The organism is Winogradskyella wichelsiae (genome assembly GCF_013403925.1).
Lineage (GTDB): Bacteria > Bacteroidota > Bacteroidia > Flavobacteriales > Flavobacteriaceae > Winogradskyella > Winogradskyella wichelsiae.
Map to the genome: position 1 here is coordinate 713,099 of NZ_JABFDJ010000001.1, position 22,024 is coordinate 735,122.

Annotated in this window: 20 protein-coding genes; 9 read left to right on the top strand and 11 right to left on the bottom strand. The window is 31.9% G+C overall.

The genetic code is table 11. The features are described from left to right. Position 1: 1 nt before the first annotated feature. The 9 genes from HM985_RS03090 to HM985_RS03125 all read right to left on the bottom strand — a co-directional run bounded on the left by HM985_RS03090 (position 2) and on the right by HM985_RS03125 (position 9,901). Positions 2-2,197, bottom strand: a complete 2,196-nt coding sequence (locus tag HM985_RS03090; RefSeq protein ID WP_317167120.1) for an alginate lyase family protein — start codon at positions 2,195-2,197, stop codon at positions 2-4. 468 nt (positions 2,198-2,665) lie between these two features. Beyond that, the gene (locus HM985_RS03095) at positions 2,666-4,972 is read right to left on the bottom strand and encodes a chondroitinase-B domain-containing protein (protein WP_179374822.1); all 2,307 of its coding nucleotides are present in this window, start codon (positions 4,970-4,972) and stop codon (positions 2,666-2,668) included. Positions 4,973-4,983: 11 nt separating this feature from the next. Beyond that, positions 4,984-5,115 carry a hypothetical protein gene (locus tag HM985_RS17335; protein ID WP_262886511.1) on the bottom strand — a complete coding sequence of 44 codons (132 nt, stop codon included), beginning with the start codon at positions 5,113-5,115 and terminating at the stop codon, positions 4,984-4,986. A gap of 39 nt (positions 5,116-5,154) precedes the next feature. Then, entirely contained in the window at positions 5,155-5,379 is a 225-nt protein-coding gene (locus HM985_RS03100) for a hypothetical protein (RefSeq protein ID WP_179374823.1), read from the bottom strand. A gap of 424 nt (positions 5,380-5,803) precedes the next feature. Next, a complete protein-coding gene (locus HM985_RS03105; RefSeq protein ID WP_179374824.1) occupies positions 5,804-5,998 on the bottom strand; it encodes a hypothetical protein in 195 nt (64 codons plus the stop codon). Between the two features lie 23 nt (positions 5,999-6,021). Next, positions 6,022-6,429, bottom strand: coding sequence for a hypothetical protein (locus tag HM985_RS03110; protein WP_179374825.1), 408 nt, complete (start codon positions 6,427-6,429; stop codon positions 6,022-6,024). After that, positions 6,422-7,252, bottom strand: a complete 831-nt coding sequence (locus HM985_RS03115; protein ID WP_179374826.1) for a universal stress protein — start codon at positions 7,250-7,252, stop codon at positions 6,422-6,424. The genes HM985_RS03110 and HM985_RS03115 overlap by 8 nt, the downstream gene beginning before the upstream one ends. A gap of 88 nt (positions 7,253-7,340) precedes the next feature. Further along, positions 7,341-8,399 carry a response regulator gene (locus HM985_RS03120; protein WP_179374827.1) on the bottom strand — a complete coding sequence of 353 codons (1,059 nt, stop codon included), beginning with the start codon at positions 8,397-8,399 and terminating at the stop codon, positions 7,341-7,343. Beyond that, positions 8,396-9,901 carry a sensor histidine kinase gene (locus HM985_RS03125; RefSeq protein ID WP_179374828.1) on the bottom strand — a complete coding sequence of 502 codons (1,506 nt, stop codon included), beginning with the start codon at positions 9,899-9,901 and terminating at the stop codon, positions 8,396-8,398. The genes HM985_RS03120 and HM985_RS03125 overlap by 4 nt, the downstream gene beginning before the upstream one ends. Positions 9,902-10,295: 394 nt before the next feature. Between HM985_RS03125 and HM985_RS03130 the strand changes: the two genes are divergently transcribed. The 9 genes from HM985_RS03130 to HM985_RS03170 all read left to right on the top strand — a co-directional run bounded on the left by HM985_RS03130 (position 10,296) and on the right by HM985_RS03170 (position 18,852). After that, positions 10,296-10,892 (top strand): DUF6134 family protein, encoded by a 597-nt coding sequence (locus HM985_RS03130; RefSeq protein ID WP_179374829.1) that lies wholly within the window; start codon positions 10,296-10,298, stop codon positions 10,890-10,892. 116 nt (positions 10,893-11,008) lie between these two features. Next, positions 11,009-11,782, top strand: coding sequence for a patatin-like phospholipase family protein (locus tag HM985_RS03135; protein WP_179374830.1), 774 nt, complete (start codon positions 11,009-11,011; stop codon positions 11,780-11,782). Positions 11,783-11,933: 151 nt separating this feature from the next. Further along, entirely contained in the window at positions 11,934-13,556 is a 1,623-nt protein-coding gene (locus HM985_RS03140) for a sensor histidine kinase (protein WP_179374831.1), read from the top strand. A 1-nt stretch (position 13,557) separates the two neighbouring features. Beyond that, the gene (locus tag HM985_RS03145; RefSeq protein ID WP_179374832.1) at positions 13,558-14,628 is read left to right on the top strand and encodes a response regulator; all 1,071 of its coding nucleotides are present in this window, start codon (positions 13,558-13,560) and stop codon (positions 14,626-14,628) included. A gap of 118 nt (positions 14,629-14,746) precedes the next feature. Next, on the top strand, positions 14,747-15,235 hold the full coding sequence (locus HM985_RS03150) for a hypothetical protein (RefSeq protein ID WP_179374833.1): 489 nt from the start codon (positions 14,747-14,749) through the stop codon (positions 15,233-15,235). Between the two features lie 143 nt (positions 15,236-15,378). Further along, positions 15,379-16,149, top strand: coding sequence for a sigma-70 family RNA polymerase sigma factor (locus HM985_RS03155; protein ID WP_179374834.1), 771 nt, complete (start codon positions 15,379-15,381; stop codon positions 16,147-16,149). Positions 16,150-16,164: 15 nt separating this feature from the next. After that, positions 16,165-17,103, top strand: coding sequence for a DnaJ C-terminal domain-containing protein (locus tag HM985_RS03160; RefSeq protein ID WP_179374835.1), 939 nt, complete (start codon positions 16,165-16,167; stop codon positions 17,101-17,103). A gap of 102 nt (positions 17,104-17,205) precedes the next feature. Beyond that, complete coding sequence (locus HM985_RS03165) at positions 17,206-17,556, top strand: hypothetical protein (RefSeq protein WP_179374836.1); 351 nt, start codon at positions 17,206-17,208, stop codon at positions 17,554-17,556. A 132-nt stretch (positions 17,557-17,688) separates the two neighbouring features. After that, on the top strand, positions 17,689-18,852 hold the full coding sequence (locus HM985_RS03170) for an MFS transporter (protein ID WP_179374837.1): 1,164 nt from the start codon (positions 17,689-17,691) through the stop codon (positions 18,850-18,852). 11 nt (positions 18,853-18,863) lie between these two features. On the opposite strand, the gene HM985_RS03175 is transcribed toward HM985_RS03170, so the two are convergent. Further along, positions 18,864-20,186, bottom strand: coding sequence for an APC family permease (locus tag HM985_RS03175; protein ID WP_179374838.1), 1,323 nt, complete (start codon positions 20,184-20,186; stop codon positions 18,864-18,866). 96 nt (positions 20,187-20,282) lie between these two features. After that, entirely contained in the window at positions 20,283-22,019 is a 1,737-nt protein-coding gene (locus tag HM985_RS03180) for a thiamine pyrophosphate-dependent enzyme (protein WP_179374839.1), read from the bottom strand. Between the last annotated feature and the right edge of the window lie 5 nt (positions 22,020-22,024).

Genomic DNA, 22,024 nt, shown 5'->3' on the forward strand with positions numbered 1-22,024 from the left:
TTTATTTTAAATAATAAGCACCTGTCCATTGGTAATTATTATCTCCTATTTTCAATGTGTGCTTGGCCTCTTTTTTTGCATTTGCATTAGATAAAATTAACAGTTTAGTTCCGCCAGACACCATTTTTAATTCTAAAGCTGTATAACGATCATCATTAGATATTACTTTTATTGATTGAAAATTACTATAAGCATTTTCTGCCGTTTCACTTACTACATCATAGATACCATGTGGTTCTATTATTGAGGCAAAAACAGTAGATTGTGTAGCTTCTTTTCTTAAAATAAGCACAGGATCTCTACGTAAATTAAACTCTGGGTCGTTAGCACCTATTCGCGCTAAAACAACATCATCATCTGTTTGAGTTGCTGAAGTTATACTATAAAAAACATAGTTGTTTCTCCACGTAAATTGAATTTGATCTGCATTAGCTTTACTCTCACTTTCTTTCCAAAGATGTTGGTATCCATTTTTAGCACCTAATGGCATTAAACTTTTAGGAGCTGGCGTTTTAAAACTTGTAGAAACTATTTGTCCGAAATAGTAATATGGTAAATCATATTGGTTAGCTTTATCTGAATCTACTCTAAACACATCAATAATAAAAGGTTTAGCAAACGTCGTATCATTTACCATCACCATTGTACGATGAAAACTTGTACCTGGATATGCATTATGTTCTTTAGCACCCATTATTTGAACATCTGGATTAGATACGTCAAAAACATAACGTTCTGAATGATTCTTGCTTCCTGTAACAAAATCATAATCGAAGTGTGATGTTTCGTTCTGAATTACAGTATTATGAGCAATTGTATGCTTAGCAAAAGTTTTATTTTCTTTTAAATAACCCCCTCCATTTTTCTGTTCTACATTAACAAAACGAGATAACCCATAATCTTGAAGTACCTCTTCCCCGTTCTCATATAACGAAAATGATAATTTATCATAATGGCCATGACTTAAACCTTGACCAGTATATTTCATTACAAGTGTGATACCCTCTTCTTCTTTATTGTATCGAAGAATACCAACAGCGCCTTCATCTCCTTTTGTTCCATCTGTAAGTTCCATCGATTTCTTAACAAATGGTTCTTCTTTTCCTTCCTTTAAACCAATAGCAACTGCCAAACCAGATGCATCTAACTGTACTTTATTTTGGGATTTAGCAACGGATAATAATTCTGGTTTTTCACCACCATAATAATAAGCAATATCTACTGCTGATACTAATGACGCCGTGTAGTAAGACATTCCTTTTTGACCATCATTTAATGGGAAAAACTCTCCATCTGCATCGGTTAAATTTAACAAAGCATCAACAGCCTTTAATAAAACACCATCTTTGTATTCAAAAATCTTTAATTCTGGTTTTTTATTTTCTAAAGCTTCTGCAAATATCATAAAAGGATACATTGCATAACGCTGATAATATGGCCCTTCAGTATAAAAACCATCTGGCGAAAACGGACTATCTAAATTAGCTAAAAAGCCTGCTCTACCATCTTTGTCTTTTATTATTCCACCATCATTATCCATTTCTGTCGGATCAATATTATCTTCTTTTAAACCATATAATGCTCTTTCTAATAACTCTTCATCATCTATAACCAAACCAATCATCCCAACAGCTACATTTCCCCAAGTACTATGGTTATGAACTCTATTGAAAAACTTAGGAGTTTCTATTGAAAGAAAGTCGGCATAAGGTCTAAATAATGTTTTATTTAAATAATCGGTTTGTTCTGCTGGTAACCAATCATAAATACAATCATATGCCTGACTTGTATAAACTAACCAATTAGAATCGTTAAGACATTGCCAGAAAAATTTTCCTCTAGAGTACGAACGTTCTTGAGGATGACGACCCAATGTAGGGTACATCTCTGCATATTCTAAAAGCATATCTCTTACATAAATAGCATATTTTTCATCACCAAGAAGTTGAAACAAAACTCCTGCTCTTTGCATATTACTGTAATTAGCTTTATGTTGTGTATGCGTGTAACCACCTGCCATGTCCTTTGGAATAGGTACATCGATACCTTCTTCTATAGCTAAGTCTACTTCTTCTTTTACAACCGCTAAAGTTTCATCAAAAACAGGAATATTGCCTAAGTGTAACTTTATCTCTGAAACGCTTTGAGACGTTAGAATTAGGTTAGGGTGTTGATTTGAAGCTTCTGAATTAGACAAGACTGTGGAATTCGTTTCTTCTTTGCAAGATAAAAAAACCAGCAAAAATATAGGTATTAGTTTAGAGATTGTTTTCATTGTTTACTTAGCGTTTATTTAGTTTAGAGAGATTTTCTTATTTAGTTGTATAGGAATCTATATTACATTTTATCAGCTTCAATAATTAGGACTGTAGTTTCTTTATTTTTTAATTTACCTAGCGCTTTATTAGAACTATTAGCTTCAGCTTCTAGATATAAGATATTGTATTCTGTAACTATTTTTTTCTACAGATTTACAATAAAAAAAATAACGCTCAGCTAATTTCTTTTCTGAAATTTTTCGATTAGCTGAACGTTATTTTTTATTGATGAATTTAAATAGTTGGGTAATTCTTGATTAGAAAGCACACGATTTGATGGTATATTTTGAGCTTTCGCTACAAAACAAAACATAACACACACCAAAAAGGCTCTAAAGTGGTTCATATTAATAGACTAACTTCAATTTTAAATTTTGAACCACTTTAATTTCACCAGAGTTTTGCACAACATTATTTACTGGTTCCTGACCTTTTTCTCCCCAAAGTATTGCTGTATATGTTACAGGGTTATTTTTAAAGGTGTTATTTGCAAATTCTACATTAACGATACCACGTGTTTTTATTAGTACTTTCTCACTATCATTTTGTCCAGAATTAGAAACTGTATTTCCTTTAAAGACCAAGTTACCACCGATAGTAGACTCGTCGTAACCTCCACGATAATAGTTTAACACGTCTTCACCAACATTAGTAAAGGTATTGTCTACGATATAAACAAACTCACTATTATAATCACCTTTATCATTCGTTTCTTTATGAAGCTGAATACCTTTAGCAATGTCTTTAAAAACTGAATACCTAACAGAAATTGTATCAGCAAATGATCCCTTAGAGACTTCTAAAACACTACTAAAATTACTGATTTCAGTATTTTTTAACCAAAGGCCATAGGCACTTTTCATATTTTTATCTAAAGTTTTAAAAGCCGATTGTGTATTATTTCCTCTCATAATAACATCTTCTATATGAAGAACGCCTTGAGGATTTAGATCGAAAGCCGTTCTGCTAGATGTAAATACCAATTCTGCTTTTTTAGTCTTATCTTTTGAAGTCACTGTAAGCTCTTTATCAATAGGAAGTGTAATACTAATTTCATAAACCCCAGGACTTAAACTAATCGTATCACCAGCGTTCGCTTCTGTTAAAGCCTGAGTAAAATCTTCAGAATTACTAATTTCAATCGTTTTCGCTTTTTCTTTAAATTTTACATTTGAAAACCAATCCGTACCATAATTAGATCTATCAAATAGATCCTTATGACCTGAAGCATTAATTATAGCCCCAGCTGTATTGTTCTCTAAAGTTCGCTTTGTTCCAAAAATATCAGTTTCAATGGTTTCGAAATCAAAACCTTTATAAATTTCTGTTGAAGCTACCTTAACAATTTTTAAGCCCTCTGAAACATTTTCAACCTGCATTTCTGCAGTAATTAATCCTTCTGTCTGAACTTCACTTTTATTAGCACTGTTTGAATAGTTAGCTTTAAAAAGTACACCATCGACCTCATCATAATTTTCAATAGGATAATCAAAAGGGGTTTCGTTGTATAAAATATTATTAGCAACAATGGTTCTTGTTGGTCTTGCTGAACGAATTTCTGATTTTGGTAAAACTTCACTCTGACTTACGTTAGAACCTACACTAAAATGAAAGGGAGTTTCACAATCTATAAACGAGTTGTAAGCAATAACAGCATCTGTAACTTGATTATATCTGTTTTGAGGTGATTTCGGAATACCATTCATCACAGCCAAAGGTGCTCTAAAAGTTTCACCTTTTAATTTGTAGAAATAATTATTAGTAATCCAATGTCCTGTATTTACAACACGAATTCCTCCAATAAATTTTGAATTATCGTTACCAATAAAAATGTTACCGTCTATAGTAGCATAATTACCATGTCTTAATACTAAAGAACCTTCACTTTCAAAAAACACATTGTTTTTAAAGACATTATAATTAGACTTACTAGAAATAATTTCTACCTCGCCATTACAACGATCAAATAAATTATTTTCTACGTTGGTATGAGATGGCACCATTGATGTACCACTATCTCCTAATTGTAAAGTTTCTCCATGTGGCCCTCCTTTTCTTGGTCTCGGTCCAAAATGATTATTTACAATTTGATGAAAATTCCTTATATGCTCATTACCTTTAAGCATTACCATTATGGTTGGTCCGTAATTAGACTTTCCGGCAATGTAATTATTACTTAGCTCGTTGTGTCTTCCCCATAACTCTACCCAATGATCTTTTACATCTCTATCTGGTTGCGTAAATCCGTCAATAACACAATTGGTTACTTTAGAGTAATTAGCAACTTCACTATCACTTACTTTAAAACGAATAACTTCTTTTGTTGGAGTATATCCATTTCTAAAATATAAACCTGAAACCGTTAAGTAATCTCCACCAATTTGCAGATTAGATTTACCTTCTATAAACACTTTTCCTGGAGTCTCAGCTTTTAAAGTAATTGGCTTACCTTCTTCTCCATTGGCAACAAATTTAATTTCAATATCTTTATAAACTCCATTCTTTAATACTAGTTCATCTCCTGGTTTAGCATTTTTAAAAGCTTCATTTAGAGCTTCGGCATTAGAAATTAGATCCTTTTTTATTGTTGTTTCTGCTTCTTCACAAGAAAAAGTTAACAGAAATAAACTGAAAATCAAAAGATAATTCTTCATATTATATATCATTAGTAGGTAACATTTAGTTCGTAATATTCTAATTCAGAAAATGCGCCATCTGAGGTAGAGCTCAGATAATTACTTGTTTTGAAGTAATTTTGATAAGGCCATTTTTCTAAACTAACATCTTGATAAACCATTGGTTTATCATTGTTAAGTTGTAATTTTAATCTTGCATCTCATATGGTAATTCTATTATTAAATATATCTACATCAAAACCAACATAACCCTTGTTGATTTTTTCAACTTTCTCAGCATCCAATATTTTCAATAGCGCATATCCAGGTTGAGATGTGCTTAGCAACGTATAAAACATAAAGTCTTCCGTAACCTCTTCACTTGTTAAACAGTTAAATCCAAGTATAGCAAAGAAAAAGAGAAAGGATACAAATCTAAACTTCATATTATCATCATTATACAAAAACTGGTTAACCAGATTGGTTAACCAAAAATATGATAATTTTCCAATTAAAAAAAGTTATTAGGATAATTCTGTATACAATATAGTTAATTTTACAAATAAAATTAAGATCAAAGCCATATGCCTTCTAGGTTTGATAGACTATTATTAAGAATTAGAGTTTAATAAACTTTAGCACATTATTCTAGTACAAAACAAAAAAACTCACAGCTCCTTAAAATGGTTAATCTTAATAACTTTGTCGTCATTTATTTTCAGTTGTCTTCTGAGAAGAAGAAACAATAGCTACAACATCTCTATTTTTTTAATCTTAAACCACAGTCATTAGCAATCTTTTAAGCCTAACTTGAGTTAAGTAAAATCCTTACACAAGTAATAAAGAAAACAGTATTATTAAGCAAACTCTTTAAGTATAACCAAAAAAGGAACTTTTAAATAAGATCCTACAACCAAACCATATTGCTCTTGCTCCTGCTGCTACTATAGTCCCCATTACGATAAGATCAATTTTATGTGTAGCTACAAACGTTTCTATATTAGAAATTAAAACACCTAACCTACCATAAATTTTAAATGTAAAACCGTATTTTAAAAAAAACAATGACTTGAGTTAGTCTAAAAAAATTATACAGGCACAATACCATAAACTTCATTCAACAAAAAAACACCTATAAAAAATAACAATGTATAAATGACTTGTACCATTTTAATATTTATAATCTCGAGCCATTTAACTGTTTTAGCAGGAAACATAAATAATGAGAGCCCTAAAAACAAAGAGGTCCAACCGATTAGCGTAACAATGAGTTTATAGTTTGGTTCCCAAATATTATGAAACAATGTATTTAATAGCCCTATAATTATAGCTACGAAAGAAAAAATAATGAGGAATTTTTCATCCTTAAGGTCATTAAATATTTGTTTAATCCGTTTGGGATTAAGACTCAATATTAAAAAGAAGATGATGAGATACCACCCCCAAAACTTTGCCAAAAAAAATTGAAGTGTCCATATTTTAAGTGATTTATTCATGCAATACTAAAAAAGGAATATCGGTATGATAACTTATTTTTTCTACCCTAGAGTGAAATAAAATGCTTTGAAAATAGTTTAAATTTTTTGCAACCATAGCAATCATATCAATCGCTTTGTGCTCTACAAAAGACTGTATGGCATCTTCTACTTTTTTACATTCTAGATTTTTAAAGCTTGGTTTGTAATCTTCAAAATACGTCTTAAATATATCAAGGTTTGTTAGCTGTTCAGCATTTAATTCAGCTTCTCTTCTCTGAATATGAACAATATTTAAATTGGCATTATATGTTTTTAGAATGCTTGTAAGTGGCTCTAAGGTCTTTAAATCGTAAGCTAAATTAAAATCTGAAGGAAAAGCAATTTCTTTAATAGTATTATATTTTGCACGTTCTGGTATTACCATAGTTGTACACTTTACTTTAGTTATTACGTCTCCTGTATGACTACCAACAATGTGTTTTTTTAATCCAGACGCTCCTTTAGTTCCCATAACAAGCGTATCTATTTTTTGTTCTAAAACATGCTTTCGTATAGATTCTAAAAAAAAACCATACTCGGTGATGGTATAAAAGTGATGGTTCTCGTTAACGCTATCAGTGTCATTAATTTTATGTAACAAAGTAGCTAAGCGTTGCTTTGAGGGCTTAATATAAAGATCGTCAATTTGATCTGCTGCACCTGCATCATCTGCCATAAAACGATCTATGATGCACACATTTAAGATGTAGAAATTGCATTCTACTGTTTTGTAAAATTCAATAGCATACAATATGGCGTTCCAAGAGTTTGGGGAGAAGTCTGTAGGTAATAAAATATTCATCGCGTAATTTCTTAGTGCCTACAAATCTATAGCGCTAAGCAAAATTAAAACATGATATTCGTCACTAATGGAAAATACGTTTATGAAATTAATGGATGTCTTGTAACTTTCTAAGATCTATAACCTTGATCGTTCGACCTTCCATTTCAATAATACCTTGCTTTTTAAAATCGGACATCGTTCTTATCAAGGTCTCAGTAGCAATACCTGCTACACTTGCCAAATCACTACGCGATATCCTTATAGGGTCTTCTGGTTTAGAATTTATTTTCTCAGCAAATCTTAAAATTGTTGCAGCCGTTTTGCGTCTTACAGAACTATAGGCCATTTGTAATAACTGATCCTTAACACCTGTAATTCCGTCGGATAATAACTGAATGATTTCTAAACTTATTTTATGATTTTTATCTAACACATCTTTTAACTCAGATTTAGAAACCCCAACCATTTCAACGTCTTGCATTGTAGTTGCACTCTCTTTGTATGCAATATTTTGCGTAAATGACGTGTATCCAAAAATTTCGTCTTCTTTATGCAGTGCGGTTGTTAATTCTTTTCCTTCTTCGTCATATTTAAAACACTTTACAACACCTTTTAGAATAAGGTAGATAAAATTAGAATTCTGACCTTCTTTATAAATAATTGCATTTTTTTTATAATTAAAAACAGTTCCGTTATCGTCAAAAAAGTTTTTTAGATCATTTAAAGTTCTTAATTCATCTTCGTTGTCTTGAGGATTTGCAGTGGTTTGGTAGGATTCTCGCTCTTCTTTTAAAATAGCAGCTTTAGCAATTCTACTTTCAATAGCACTGATAATTTCATCCTCACTAAATGGTTTAGTAATATAATCATCGGCACCTAAATCCATACCTTTCCTAACGTCTTGGCGTTCAGTTTTTGCTGATAGAAATATAAAAGGGATAAACTTTGTAATACTGTTTTTAGATAACTCTTCTAACACTCCATAGCCGTCAAGAATGGGCATCATAATATCGCAAACTATGATATCTGGCAGATGGGTATTCGCCATTTCTACACCTAACTTACCATTGGCAGCGGTTAGAACACTATAATTAGAAAGCTCTAATAATTCTGCTGTATTTTCTCTTAGTACCGTATCGTCTTCTATCAGTAATACTGTTTTCATATTTGTGCTTGGTTTGGAAGTTCAATAATAAAAGTAGAGCCTTTGTGCTCAACACTTTTAAAGGTAATGCTGCCGTTTAGATTTTCTAAATGATCTTTTACAATATTCAAACCAATACCAGTACCTTGCATTAGCAAAGCATTTTCTGCTCTAAAATAGCGATTGAATATGTTTTTTTGATCTATCAGCGGAATACCAATTCCATTATCTTTGACTTTGAATGTTGTTTTAGTTTCGTTTTGTGTAATCTCGATATTTATAATGGTGTGCTCGGATGAATATTTAATAGCATTATAAATAAGGTTTGATAAAGATAGTTCTACAATTTTTTCATCTTGATACATTGATATTTCATCAATATTTTCTGGGTAATTAATATGCTGTCCATCTTTTAATAGCATATTAGCATTATAGATCACTTCATTTACTACTTTACTCAGCTGAAATTTGGTAAACTTATAATTAATTTTACCTTTTTCTAATTTCTCTACAGAAAGAAAATCATTTAAAATGGTATTTAGATATTGTACTTTATCTGTAATCGTTTTTACGTGTTTTTCTCTTTTTTCTTGCTGTTCAGTTAGCTTATATTTATTAAGAAGTATTGTTGAAGTTAATATACCGCTTAAAGGTGTTTTAAATTCGTGAGAAACCATAGAAAGAAACTTTGTTTTTAAATCGTTCAGTTCTTTTTCAGCAGCTAAAGCAGTTTTTAGTTCTTCTGTTCTTGTTTCAACAGTTTTTTCTAAATTTTGTGTATAGTTTTTTTGCTCTGTGATATCTAAAATAATAGCCACATAAACATCTTTATCACCTAAAAGAGATCGTTGCAGATGAACGTTTGCAGGATATGTTGTACCCGATTTCCTCTTATGAATCGTTTCAAACTCAAGCTTTTCAACCGATCCTTTTTTAAGTACCTCGATCTCTTTTCTAAATTGTGCTTCGGTATACTCTGGCTTTATATCTATAGGCGTCATTTTACTGAGCTCTTCCATACTGTAACCTAAGTTTTTTTGAGCCCCATAGTTTACATTAATAAATAGTAAAGTATTAGAATCAAATACAAAAATCTCATTCAAAGATTCTAGAATGATATTTGCTAAATGATTTTTTTCTTGCTCAAGCTTTTTACGTTCTGTAATATCTATGACTAAAGCCATAATATAATTACTTCCAAAAATACTAAAGGGATTTAAACTCGCTTCAATAGGAAAAATACTCCCATCTTTTTTGGCTCCATGAATATCGCGACCATTACCCATACTGCGCTTTTTGTTGTCCTTAACAAAGCCTTTAAAATGCTGACCATGATTGGCATGGTAATTTTGAGGAATTAAAATATTAAGTGGCTGATTGTCTAGTTCTTTTTTTGCATAACCAAACATCTGTTCACCCGCGTTGTTAACTTTTACGATTTTCTGATGTTCGTCAACAATCACTACGCCTTCTGAAACAGAATTTAATAGAATATTAAAAATTTCTTGATCTTGTTGAAACATCTTAAAAAGGTTGAGTTTTAAAAAATATAAAGATAAAAAACCTATTGAATATATCAGCACCTCGCTAATTAACTTACATAAGTTATTATTAACACCTCCTATAGTTCCCTACATAAACCACGCTATACTTTAGACTGTAAGATTATTAAGACATCAACAGCCGTTTCTCTTTGGTTTACTGATTTTTACATAAACATTGTAATTTTAACACTCTAATCATTTACAGCTCAATTTCTTTAAAACATCAAAACTCTTTTTTAGTCAAAAAAAGAGTCTTCAAAAATATAGGTTGAGCTATTTTTAATTTTTTAATTTTGAAGTCATAATGAAATATACTCTACCCTAAAAGGTCTATTATTATTTTAAAACTTTTAGCTTTAAAAAAATCAATTTCATGATACGTTTCTTCATTGTTAGTCTCCTTTGCCTAATTTTAGGAAATACTTCTAGTTCTATAGAGGAAAATCTTAATTTCGATATTATTCATAAAGGTAAAATTGTTGGCAGTCTCAAAGCCACAAAAACAACCAAACACTCCAAAACCTATTACCAAAGCTCTACAACTATTACAACTAGAATACTTAAAGATATTCGAGTTAATTATAAATACGACGTAATTTTTAGTGATGATTTATTAGAATCATCAACTGTAAATATTAGTATAAATGAGAAATCACATGCAGAAACACACACGCAAAAGAACGGAACAGATTATGATGTAATTAAAAACAACACAAATAAAGACACTTTAAAAGAAGCAATTCACTATGCAACAGTTCAACTTTATTTTGAAGAACCTAAAAACATTAGTCAATGCTATTCTGAACAAGATGCCAGTTTTAATACCATAAAACCCTTAGGCAATCACACGTATAAAAAAGTTAATTTAAAAGGAAAAGAAAACATCTATTACTATAAAAAAGGGGCTCTAAAAAAAGCAACGATTGACGGAGGATTAATTAAATTTGAAATCATAGCAACACATGAATAACACTTAAAATTTTAATGAAAATTAATACATAATTCTATTAAAACAGTTCTTCTCGCTATGACGTCATCATTTAAAATTAACTATAAAAATTTGTAACTTACATACAACTTAAAAGCATGAATATAGGATTGGTATTATCTGGTGGAGGTGCTCGTGGGGCGGCTCACATCGGAACAATTAAAGCATTAGAAGAAGCCGAAATATTCCCAACACATATTGCAGGAACAAGCTCTGGCGCCATTGTTGGTGCACTCTATGCCGCAGGGTTTACTTGGTCTGATATTCTTAATTTCTTCAAAACCATCCCCCTGTTTAATGCCAAAAGATTTGCAAGAAAAAAACCTGGGTTTTTAAATTCTGATAATTTCTACGACGACTTAAAAACATATTTTCCTGAAGATAATTTTGAAGCTTTAAAAAAACCATTATTTATTCCTGCTGCAAATATCGTAGACGGCACTTCTAAAATGTTTAGCAAAGGGCAACTTATAAAACCTATTATAGCATCTGCGTCTTTTCCAGGTGTTTTTACACCAACAGAAATTAACGGAAAACATTACGTAGACGGAGGAACATTAAACAACTTCCCTGTAGAACCATTAATAGCCAAATGCGATAAAATTATAGGCGTCTATGTAAATCCCTTAAAAGAAGTAACCATGAAAGACCTAAAACATTCTTACTCTGTAGTAGAACGTTCTTATAAAATTATGGTTGCTGCAGAATCTATGGCTAAATTCTCGTATTGCGATATGATAATTAGCCCTCAAGAATTAGTAAATTACAACACTTTTGGGATGAATAATGTTGATGCTATTTTTCAACTAGGTTATGAAACAACCAAAAGAGCATTAGAAGAAAAAAGAGAGCTGTTTAAATCTCAAGATTAAAAAAGAAATTCATCTGCGCAAATACTTATCTTTTTTCTGAGTCAATAAGTTATTAAAACCACTAGTATCTCTAATAGAATATTTAATAGATCAGGCTTATTTAAATAAAAATAGCATAACTTAACTGTGAATTTCCGGAAAACTTGTTTTTATGAAATTAGACACACGCAACATCACCTTACCAAGTTTATTTTTCCGAACAAAAAATGATAAATGTTGGACTGCAGAATACCTGAGTGAGAGTTGCCTAAACCTAACAGGGTATACAAGTACAGATTTTACTAAAAAGCACATACATTTAGGCCACCTTATTTTAGAAGAGGATAGAGATAAGGTCTGGAATACCATACAGCAGGCATTAGACAATAAGCAAACATTCTATCTTAACTATCACATAAAACATAAAAATGGAAACCTTAAGTTTTTGCATGAGCAAGGTCAGGGTATTTATGATGAAAACAGCACCATAATTGCCGTAGAACGGTTTATTCAAGACGTTTCAGAAGTAAAAAAAACGGATTTACAACTGATTCAGAACACTACCGAAAAACTTTCTAGTTATGCAGAAGAACTCGAAAATACGGTTCAAGAACGCACTAACGAGTTCAAATATATTGTTCAAAAATTAACAGAATCTAATCTTAATTTAGAAGATCAGATCCAAGAAACTAGAATTGCAGAAAGCAAAGTGTTGCACACTAAGTTTTTGCTGGAAAATATCTCTCATAATTTCCCAAAAGGATTTGTCATTGTTTTTGATTTAAATTTTAAAATTCTTTTAGTTGAAGGAGAAGAAGTGGTTGATTGGGGCTTTAAAGATAAAGAAGATGTAAGAAGCATATTAGAGGATATTTTAGGACTTACAGAAACGGCAAAGGAAAAAATTAAATTAAATATTGAAGAAACTTTAAAAGGAAAACATTGCTCTTTTGAAATAGAATTTAATAACCAATGTTACTTAGTGAACACCACACCTTTAATGAATCTAGAAAATAAGATTGAACAGATTTTAATGGTGTATAATAATATTACACTTCAGAAAAATGTTGAACTTGAAATTTTAAATACCCTAAAAAAAGAACAGGAGTTAAGTGAATTAAAATCACGATTTATCTCTATGGCTTCGCATGAATTTAGAACGCCTCTTAGTGCCATTTTATCTTCAGCAATTTTAATAGAAAAATTAAATGCCTCAGGCAAAGAAGACAAAAGACTAAAACACGTCTCCAAAATTAGATCTAACGTTAAAAACTTAGTTGTGATTCTCAATGATTTTCTGTCATTGAGCAAACTTCAAGAAGGCAAAGTAATAGCAAAACCTTCACGTTTTGATCTTATCGACTTTTCAAAATCAGTTGTAGAAGAAATGGAAAGTGTTAAAAAAAGCGGGCAAACTATTAATTTTGAATCTAAAAACTATAAAATTGATGTGTTTTTAGATCAAAAATTAATGCAGCATGTCCTTTTCAATTTACTCTCTAATGCCATTAAGTATTCTAAAGAAAATAAAACTATCGTTTTTAAAATAAAAACTAAAAAAAATCAAGTTTTTATAGCCATAATTGATGAAGGAATTGGGATTCCAAAAGAAGAAATAGAACATATGTTTCAGCGTTTTTACCGGGCCAATAACACCACTAATATCGAAGGAACAGGTTTAGGATTAAACATCGTAAAACAATACACTGAGCTTATGGGGGGGACTATAAAAATTGAAAGTATACTGAATGTTGGGTCAACATTTAATATTCAACTTCCCTTAAAAATGACATAAAATGAAAAAGATACTATTAATAGAAGATAATCAGGATGTACGAGAAAACACTGCTGATATTCTAGAACTAGAAAACTACGATGTCATTACCGCTGAAAATGGAAACATAGGTGTAGACAAAGCTTTAAAAAGTCTTCCAGATCTCATTTTATGTGATATTATGATGCCAGAATTAGATGGTTATGAAGTTTATGAGCGGTTAAGTCAGAATTCTAAAACGGCAAGTATTCCTTTTATTTTTCTTACTGCTAAATCCGAAAAATCAGATTTTAGAACAGGAATGAATCTTGGTGCTGATGATTATTTAACCAAACCTTTTGAAGAAGATGAATTACTAGGAGCTATTGCATGTCGTTTAAGCAAGAACAGTTTTTTGAAGAAAGAATTTTCTAAAAATATAGACGGCATTAATCAATTCTTGGATGAAGCTTCAGATTATTTAAATCTTGAAGCACTTTCAAAAGATCGTAACCTTCAAGTTTATAAAATTAAAGATCGAATTTTCGATGAAGGTAATGCTGCTCATCATTTATATTTTATACAAAGTGGAAATGTAAAAACTTATAGAACAACAGAAACCGGCAAAGAATTTGTAACAGGAATGTATGGTGCTGGTGATTTTATTGGGCAATTATCATTGTTAGGAGATAAAGGGCTTTACATAGAAACAGCGAGTGTTTTAGAAGATGCTGAGGTGTATGCAATACCTAAAGCCGATTTCACAAAACTCTTATACGGAAACAAAGAGGTATCTAATAAATTTATCGGAATGATTTCTAATAGTTTAATTACGCTACAAGAACATTTAGTAGATATGGCTTTTGCTACCGTAAGACAACGCACTGCTAAAGCACTTTTAGAATTAGATGCAAAAGGCATGATTAAAGATGAAGAACATGCTGGCATCAGCATTCCTAGAGAAGATTTTGCCGGACTGATAGGCACAGCTACAGAAACAGCGATTAGAATGTTAACAGAATTTAAACACGAAGGTTTAATTGGGGTTGAAACAAATAGAAGACTTGTCTTGCTAGATAGAAAAGGTTTAGAAACAATTGTAGAATTTGGGTAATCTGAATTAAGACTCACTGAAATAATATAGAGGAGTGATGTAAGTCATTTCTGTAAACATGTCGTTCTACTACATTTGTTACAGAACTAGCACCTAGGTTGCTGATATTAAATTATTCATGAACCCTACTACAGAACACACGAAAGAAAAAAGCGTTTTTTTAAAGTCTTACCCCAAAATTGAACTAATTAAAAATGTGATAAATAATATTTATCATACGCCTAATGTTTACATTCAAATTTCTGTTTTAGGTAAGTTAGCAACAGAAGAATTAAATCCTACTTTTCTAAACTCAAAGACTCATCTACAGACATACTGTGAAAACGACTTAAAACTTTCTTCAAAGTTTGGAACAATCTTAAATCCTGAAATAGGCCCTTTTTTTATTGCAGGATTTCTTGCACCTATGTTTTTACAAGAAGTTAATGGTAAAACCATAGGCTCAATGCCAACGGGGCTTTTCGGTATTTTAAGTGGACTTGGCATCAACCAAAATAACATATGCACTCACTTAAGAACATTAAAAAAAGGCAATTATATTCTTATTTTGAGAGGTTCAAATTCTGAACTTAATAAACTAAAGTCACAATTAAAAATAGCAAATTAAAAGCATAGTAATCAATTGTTTTGGTTACAAAAAAATTAATCCACTACAACAGATTACGCTCAATTCTTAACGACTGACCCAGATCATTTCATATCACTTAAAAAGTACAGACCTTTATACTATAATTAGTAAATAAGCATCTCATGAAAACTACAGCTTCATATACTCAAAATAAAAAAGAGTTTCGTGTTTTTGTAACCGAATCATTTTCAAATCTTGTTCAATTAAAAAAAGAAGGGAATCAAATTTTGTTTGATGCTCTAGTGATGAAGATAATGCCAGAGATTAAAAAGTATGTTAATAATCAGATAAAAACAGCCATAAAAAAAGGAAACTTTTCAAAAAACAAATACAAAGCAGACGATATTATAGATCAGCTTTTTATTGAAATTCACGATCACATCGATGAGGTTTCACATGCTAAAGGTTTTTATCTCTGGCTATTTAAAAAAACAAATTATTTATTAGATGATATTATTGTGGAAGAAGAGTTTGATGATTTCTTTTTCAAAAACATCGATGATTATACACAACCAGAATGGGATGCAATGCAAGAGAATTACAGCAAAGATGCTGGCGGTGATTTTCTACTTATTGAAGAGCTAGATGATCTGTCTTACAATCATAACGATTACACATTAAATCCTATTTTTATAGAAGACAATCAAAAGGCATTAGCAGAGAAAATAGATAATGATTTAAGTACTGAAGAAATTAATAATCACATTAAAATGGTATTACATAATCTACCTGTTACCATGCGAAATGTTTTTGAGTTATCAGTTATTCAACATTTAGAATTAGAAGAAATTGCTAAAATAAATAACAATACACTCAAGGAAGTTGAAGAGCTTTTGAAAAACGCAAAAGACGCATTACACAAAAGTTTTCTCAACAGATATTTCATAGGTTAATAAACCCTTTTTGTCATGAACTACAAGGATTATTATAAAATATTAGGCGTTGCTAAAAATGCTTCCTCACAAGAGATTAAAAAAGCATATCGAAAATTAGCGGGCAAACATCATCCCGATAAAAATCCGGATAATAAAATAGCTGAAGAAAAATTTAAAGAAATTAACGAGGCTAATGAGATTTTAAGTGATAAGGAAAAACGTGAGAAATATGATGCGCTAGGCTCTAATTGGGAAGCATACCAAAACACAGGAGATGACTGGCGTGATTACGCAAACCAAGCCAACCGAAGAAATACTAGCTCTAATCAGGGAGGTCCTTCAGATTTCTTTAGACAAAGTGCGCAAGGTGGTGAAGATTTTTCTAGCTTTTTTGAAAATTTTTTTGGTCCCGAAGGACGAAGCGTCAAAGGACAACGACCTAATTCTTCAGGTGGAAATACTCAAGCAGAAATGCCAATTACCCTCTTAGAAGCTTATCAGGGAAGCAAAAGAACTTTTGAAATTCACAATCAAAATTTACGTATTACCATAAAACCAGGTTCTTATGATGGTCAACAGCTAAAAATAAAAGGCAAAGGACAACGAGGAGCCCAAGGTGGTGCTAGAGGTGATTTGTATATTATTTTAAAAGTACAAGACGACGCTAGGTTTCAAAGAAAAGGAGATAACCTTCTTTACAATGCTTCTGTAAACTTATATACCGCTATTTTGGGTGGTAAAATTGATATTTCTACACTTACAGGAACCTTAAAAATTACGATTCCAAAAGGTAGTGAAACAGGAAAAACACTTAGACTTAAAGGGAAAGGAATGCCAAAATATAATGCCCCCTCAACCTATGGAGACTTACTTATAAAACTAAATATAAATCTACCTAAAGACCTTACAATGGCAGAAGAAGATTTGTTTAAACAATTACAAAGTTTAAGAGAACCACAAACGGCAAATTAAATTTAAAATATAAAATTATTTAAACTCAACCTAGTGCTAAAAATCACAACTCGTTAATATTACTAAACAACATTTATGACGTACTAACATAAAACAAAAATCATGGAATTATCAATATATACAGGGGTTTATGACATTACAGATACGGTTCAAAATTTTATGAACGTATATTATGCAACGCACATGAATTATTTGGCAAGTGATCTTTTAAAGAAAGGATTATCTCCTGAGCAAATAAATAAAGCTGTTACTATTGCCATAAAAGTTGCTAACACCTCAGGCATTGAAGCACACAAACATTTTCTACCAGTTTATAGTGGGTTGAGAGAAGGTATTATACAAGATTGCAAATTATCTCATTTAGGTTATGGATTAGTTTTGCTTAATGCAGATCCGTCTGCAACTGTTGTCAGTGAATTTCAAGTCGATGTTTTAAAAAGCTTTATAAAATAGAGTTAAACATTGCCCATTTTATTTACCAATACAAAAGCACATAAAAAGATTTAAAAGCGATATAAAAATTGCTTCATAGTGATGAAAAATGATATCATTGCAAGTGGAATGCGTTTTTAAGTTTTATAACAAATGAATACAAAATTATCCAATTCAGTATTATACTTAATGAGTATATCTGCTGGACTTGTGGTGGCGAATCTTTATTACAATCAACCACTTCTACATCAAATATCTGTTGATTTTGGAGTTAGTGAATCGACTGTTAGTAATGTACCACTCGCTACACAATTAGGTTATGCTTTTGGATTATTATTTATCATTCCTCTAGGCGATAAAATTTCTAATAAAAAAATATTACAATATGATTTTGCTTTAATGGTAATTTCACTTATTGCAGCAGCGATGTCTAGCACATTATTGCTACTTATTGCTAGCAGTTTTCTTATTGGCTTTTCTTCGGCTATTCCACAACTATTTGTTCCCATGGCAGCACAATTATCTGATGATAAAGGACGTGGACGTGCTATTGGTATTGTGATGAGTGGATTACTCATTGGAATCCTTGGATCTCGTGTAATAAGCGGTATTGTAGGTGAATGGTTTGGATGGCGATTTATGTATTTTGCTGCAACCTGTTTAATGGTGTTGCTCTTTATTTTACTTCAATTTAAGTTGCCAAAAATAAACCCAAGTTATACAGATAGTTATGGCAGCTTATTAAAATCTATTGGCTATTATTTTAAAACAGAACCTACAGTAAGGCTAGCAGCATTGCGGGGAGGACTCGGCTTTGCAGGACTAAGTATTTTTTGGACGACTTTTGTTTTTTTAATGGAAGATCACTTTGGTTATGGCAGTGATGTTACTGGCGCTTTTGGTCTCTTTGGTGTTATAGGCGCATTGGCAGCTGCTGTTGTAGGAAAGTTAAATGATAAATTCAATAAGAATAAGATCATTATCTTTTCTGCTTTACTAATAATTTTCTCTTGGGTCATTTTCTACCTCTCAGGAAACTCGCTTATTGGTTTAGCAATTGGTGTTATTTTAGTCGATTTAGGATTACAAATCCTTCATATTACCAATCAAAATATTATTTTTTCAAAAAATCCCGAAGCAAGAAACCGTGTTAATACCATTTATATGGTTGGTTTTTTTATTGGTGGTGCATTAGGTACAACATTAGGAGCATTTGCATGGGAACATTATGCCTGGAAAGGTGTTTCTGTTTTAGGCATTTTAATATCAGTGGCAATTCTACTCACTCAATTGTTATCTAAACATCAGCACAAATAATATAAAGATGCCTAATTATTTTTGACTTTTCTATTTACTTTCTCCGAATAAATCCAGGCAAAAATTGCTAAAACTAAATACAGAATTATGATGGCTAACATCTGTTTCCATTCATTTTTAAATTCATAATACAAAATCAATAGTCCACCAATACCAAGTCCTATAATGGACAGGATCGTTATAAATGTTGAAGACTTTGTTTTATCTCTTATTTTGAAATTAGCAATTGCCATTAATAATGAAACGAGTAAAAAAGTAATACTTCCAAACTCTAAAATTAATTCTAAACCACCCAATAAAATTAAAATACTTGCCATAACAGACATGGCTATAATTGCATTTTGAGGTGTGTTCTTTTTTCGGATAGATAACCAATGTGGAAAGTAACCATCCTTAGCGATAACTGCCATTTGTCTCGACGAACCAAAAACGGTTCCACTAATAGCACTACTCGTTGCTAAAATAGCACCCAAAATAACAATATTAGTTCCTAAACTTCCCAACACATTTCCTGCACCTGCAGCCAATGCAAATTCTTTATTTTTAATAATCTCTTCGGTAGGGATTGCAAATAATGCACCTACAGAAAGCACAACATAAATAAGTATCGCTAATGTAATAGCCATATAGATTGCTCTAGGTATATTTTTATCCGGATTTTTCATTTCGTTAACGGCATTAATAACGAGTTGAAAACCTTCATAAGCAACAAAGGTTAAGGATGCTACAATTAAAATAGAGAATAGGCTTGATTTTTCAGCATCGATTACCATATTACCCATAAAAGTGCCAAAATCAGTAGTTCCATGTTGAATAAGTACTACTGATATAATTGTAAGTAAAACCAATTTGGTGTACACCATAACGTCCTCGATTTTCCCCATCCCATTGACGCTCCATATATTTATAAAGGTGAATAAGGCTATTACAGCCATCGCAATTCCTTTTCTAATCCAAATATCATTGGCAAAATCAGTACTACTAATAGCGTAAGAGGAAAACGTGTAAGCATACAATGCTAATGTGCTTATATATCCAAAAATAACAAACCAACCGACTACAGATGCTAAAAATTTAGAGGTAGGATACGTACGTTTAAAAAAGGAATATGTTGCGCCTTCGTCTTTATAAAAAAGTCCTAATTTTACATAAGAATAAGCTGCCAAAGCTGCTATACAGCCACCAATAACAATCGCAACAGGTGCCAAATTACCAACAATAGATACTGCAATACCAAGAACTGTAAAAATACCTCCGCCAACCATACCTCCTAAAGCAATAGCTACGAGTTCTGCTAAGCCTAAATTTTTGTTTCGTTTTCTGTGAATGGTCATCTATTTATTTTGTTAGGCACGCATGCCAGAATACCACAAAGTTAAAACAACTTATTATGCTGCAGAATGACTTTCGTCAGTCAACTAAAATGATCTTTATAAAACTTCTTTCATATGCTTGTAATTGGTTTTAACCATTTCTAAAACCTCATCCATTCTTCCTCCTAAAATCATTTTACTGATAGATAAAGCATAGCCTTTCATTTGGTCAAATTCCATTTTTGGTGGCATAGCTAAAGCCTGTGGATTGGTAAAAACATTAACTAATACAGGACCATCATGTATAAAGGCTTCTTTTAATGCCGCTTTTACACCACTTGGTTCTGCTACTGAAATCCCTTTGAACCCCATGGCTTCTGCAACCATTTTAAAATCGGGATTTACCATCTCAGTTTCATGATTAGGAAGTCCTTCAACTTGCATTTCTAACTGTACCATTCCTAAAGATCTGTTATTAAAAACAATCAATTTTATTGGAAGGTTGTACTGCTTAATTGTTGCTAAATCACCTAACAGCATAGAAAGTCCTCCATCTCCACAGAATGCAATGACTTGTCGGTCTGGATAAGCCAATTGTGCTCCAATAGCCATTGGCATGGCATTAGCCATGGAACCATGATTAAAAGAACCTAACATAATTCGTTTTCCTGTGCCATCAATATATCTAGCGCCCCAAACACAACACATGCCTGTATCTACAGTAAAAACAGTATCGTCATTGGCCATTTCATTAATAGTCGATGCTACAAATTCTGGACTGATATGTTTTTCAGAGCCAGTTTCTTCCACATAGATATTTAAATTTTCTTTTACTTTATCATAAAATTCTAATTGCGCTTTTAAGAAACTATCATCTTCTTTTTCTTTAATTAATGGCAGTAGTGCCGCAACAGTATCTGTTATTTTTCCGGTTAGTCCTATTTCTAATTTGGCACGTCTACCTAGGCGTTCTGGTTTTATATCTACCTGAATAATTTTATTTTTTACAGGCATAAAATGTTCATATGGAAAATCGGTTCCTAATAAAATAACCACATCAGATTCGTGCATGGCATGAAAAGCTGAAGGCACACCAAGCAAGCCTGTCATCCCAACTTCGTAAGGATTGTTATATTGCATTCCCATTTTTCCTCGGAAAGAATAACCAATAGGTGCTTTTAATAATTGTGCTAATTTTATAATATCATCATGTGCTTCTCTTGCTCCAATACCACAATAAATAGAAATTTTTGGATGTTTGTTAACGAGGTCCGCAAATTTTTGCATCTCATGATCTGAGGGACGCAAAATAGTTTCACTATGATAATTGTACATCGATGTGGCACTTTCTTCCGCGGGCATGGAAGAAACATCGCCGGGCAAGCCAAACACAGCAACCCCTTTTTTATGAACCGCATTTTGCATCGCTGCTTGTAACATACGCGGCACTTGTTTTGGTGTGCTTGCTAATTCATTATAAACACTACAATCATCAAATAACTTATAGGTATTTGTGGCTTGAAAATAGTCTACGCCAAATTCGGGTGTATTTATAGTAGACGCAATCGCAATCATTGGAACTCCAGAGCGGTTAGCATCATACAATCCATTGATTAAATGCACATGTCCAGGCCCACTACTTCCGGCACAACAAGCTAAACCATCTAATTCGGCTTCAGCAGCAGCAGCATAGGCACCAACTTCTTCGTGGCGAACGTGAATCCATTTAATTTTCCCGTTTCTCCTTACCGCATCATTTAACTCATTTAAACTGTCGCCAGTAACGGCATAAATTCTTTTCACGTTATTCTCTACTAACATTTCTACGATTTGGTCTGCTACTTTTATTCCCATAATTT

Coding starts and splice junctions, on each gene's coding strand:
- HM985_RS03110 (WP_179374825.1), bottom strand. CDS start 6,429: ATGAATAAATCACTTAAAATATGGACACTTCAATTTTTTTTGGCAAAG.
- HM985_RS03120 (WP_179374827.1), bottom strand. CDS start 8,399: ATGAAAACAGTATTACTGATAGAAGACGATACGGTACTAAGAGAAAAT.
- HM985_RS03125 (WP_179374828.1), bottom strand. CDS start 9,901: ATGTTTCAACAAGATCAAGAAATTTTTAATATTCTATTAAATTCTGTT.
- HM985_RS03170 (WP_179374837.1), top strand. CDS start 17,689: ATGAATACAAAATTATCCAATTCAGTATTATACTTAATGAGTATATCT.
- HM985_RS03155 (WP_179374834.1), top strand. CDS start 15,379: ATGAAAACTACAGCTTCATATACTCAAAATAAAAAAGAGTTTCGTGTT.
- HM985_RS17335 (WP_262886511.1), bottom strand. CDS start 5,115: ATGGTTTATCAAGATGTTAGTTTAGAAAAATGGCCTTATCAAAATTAC.
- HM985_RS03175 (WP_179374838.1), bottom strand. CDS start 20,186: ATGACCATTCACAGAAAACGAAACAAAAATTTAGGCTTAGCAGAACTC.
- HM985_RS03130 (WP_179374829.1), top strand. CDS start 10,296: ATGATACGTTTCTTCATTGTTAGTCTCCTTTGCCTAATTTTAGGAAAT.
- HM985_RS03180 (WP_179374839.1), bottom strand. CDS start 22,019: ATGGGAATAAAAGTAGCAGACCAAATCGTAGAAATGTTAGTAGAGAAT.
- HM985_RS03095 (WP_179374822.1), bottom strand. CDS start 4,972: ATGAAGAATTATCTTTTGATTTTCAGTTTATTTCTGTTAACTTTTTCT.
- HM985_RS03115 (WP_179374826.1), bottom strand. CDS start 7,252: ATGAATATTTTATTACCTACAGACTTCTCCCCAAACTCTTGGAACGCC.
- HM985_RS03140 (WP_179374831.1), top strand. CDS start 11,934: ATGAAATTAGACACACGCAACATCACCTTACCAAGTTTATTTTTCCGA.
- HM985_RS03145 (WP_179374832.1), top strand. CDS start 13,558: ATGAAAAAGATACTATTAATAGAAGATAATCAGGATGTACGAGAAAAC.
- HM985_RS03135 (WP_179374830.1), top strand. CDS start 11,009: ATGAATATAGGATTGGTATTATCTGGTGGAGGTGCTCGTGGGGCGGCT.
- HM985_RS03100 (WP_179374823.1), bottom strand. CDS start 5,379: ATGAAGTTTAGATTTGTATCCTTTCTCTTTTTCTTTGCTATACTTGGA.
- HM985_RS03150 (WP_179374833.1), top strand. CDS start 14,747: ATGAACCCTACTACAGAACACACGAAAGAAAAAAGCGTTTTTTTAAAG.
- HM985_RS03160 (WP_179374835.1), top strand. CDS start 16,165: ATGAACTACAAGGATTATTATAAAATATTAGGCGTTGCTAAAAATGCT.
- HM985_RS03165 (WP_179374836.1), top strand. CDS start 17,206: ATGGAATTATCAATATATACAGGGGTTTATGACATTACAGATACGGTT.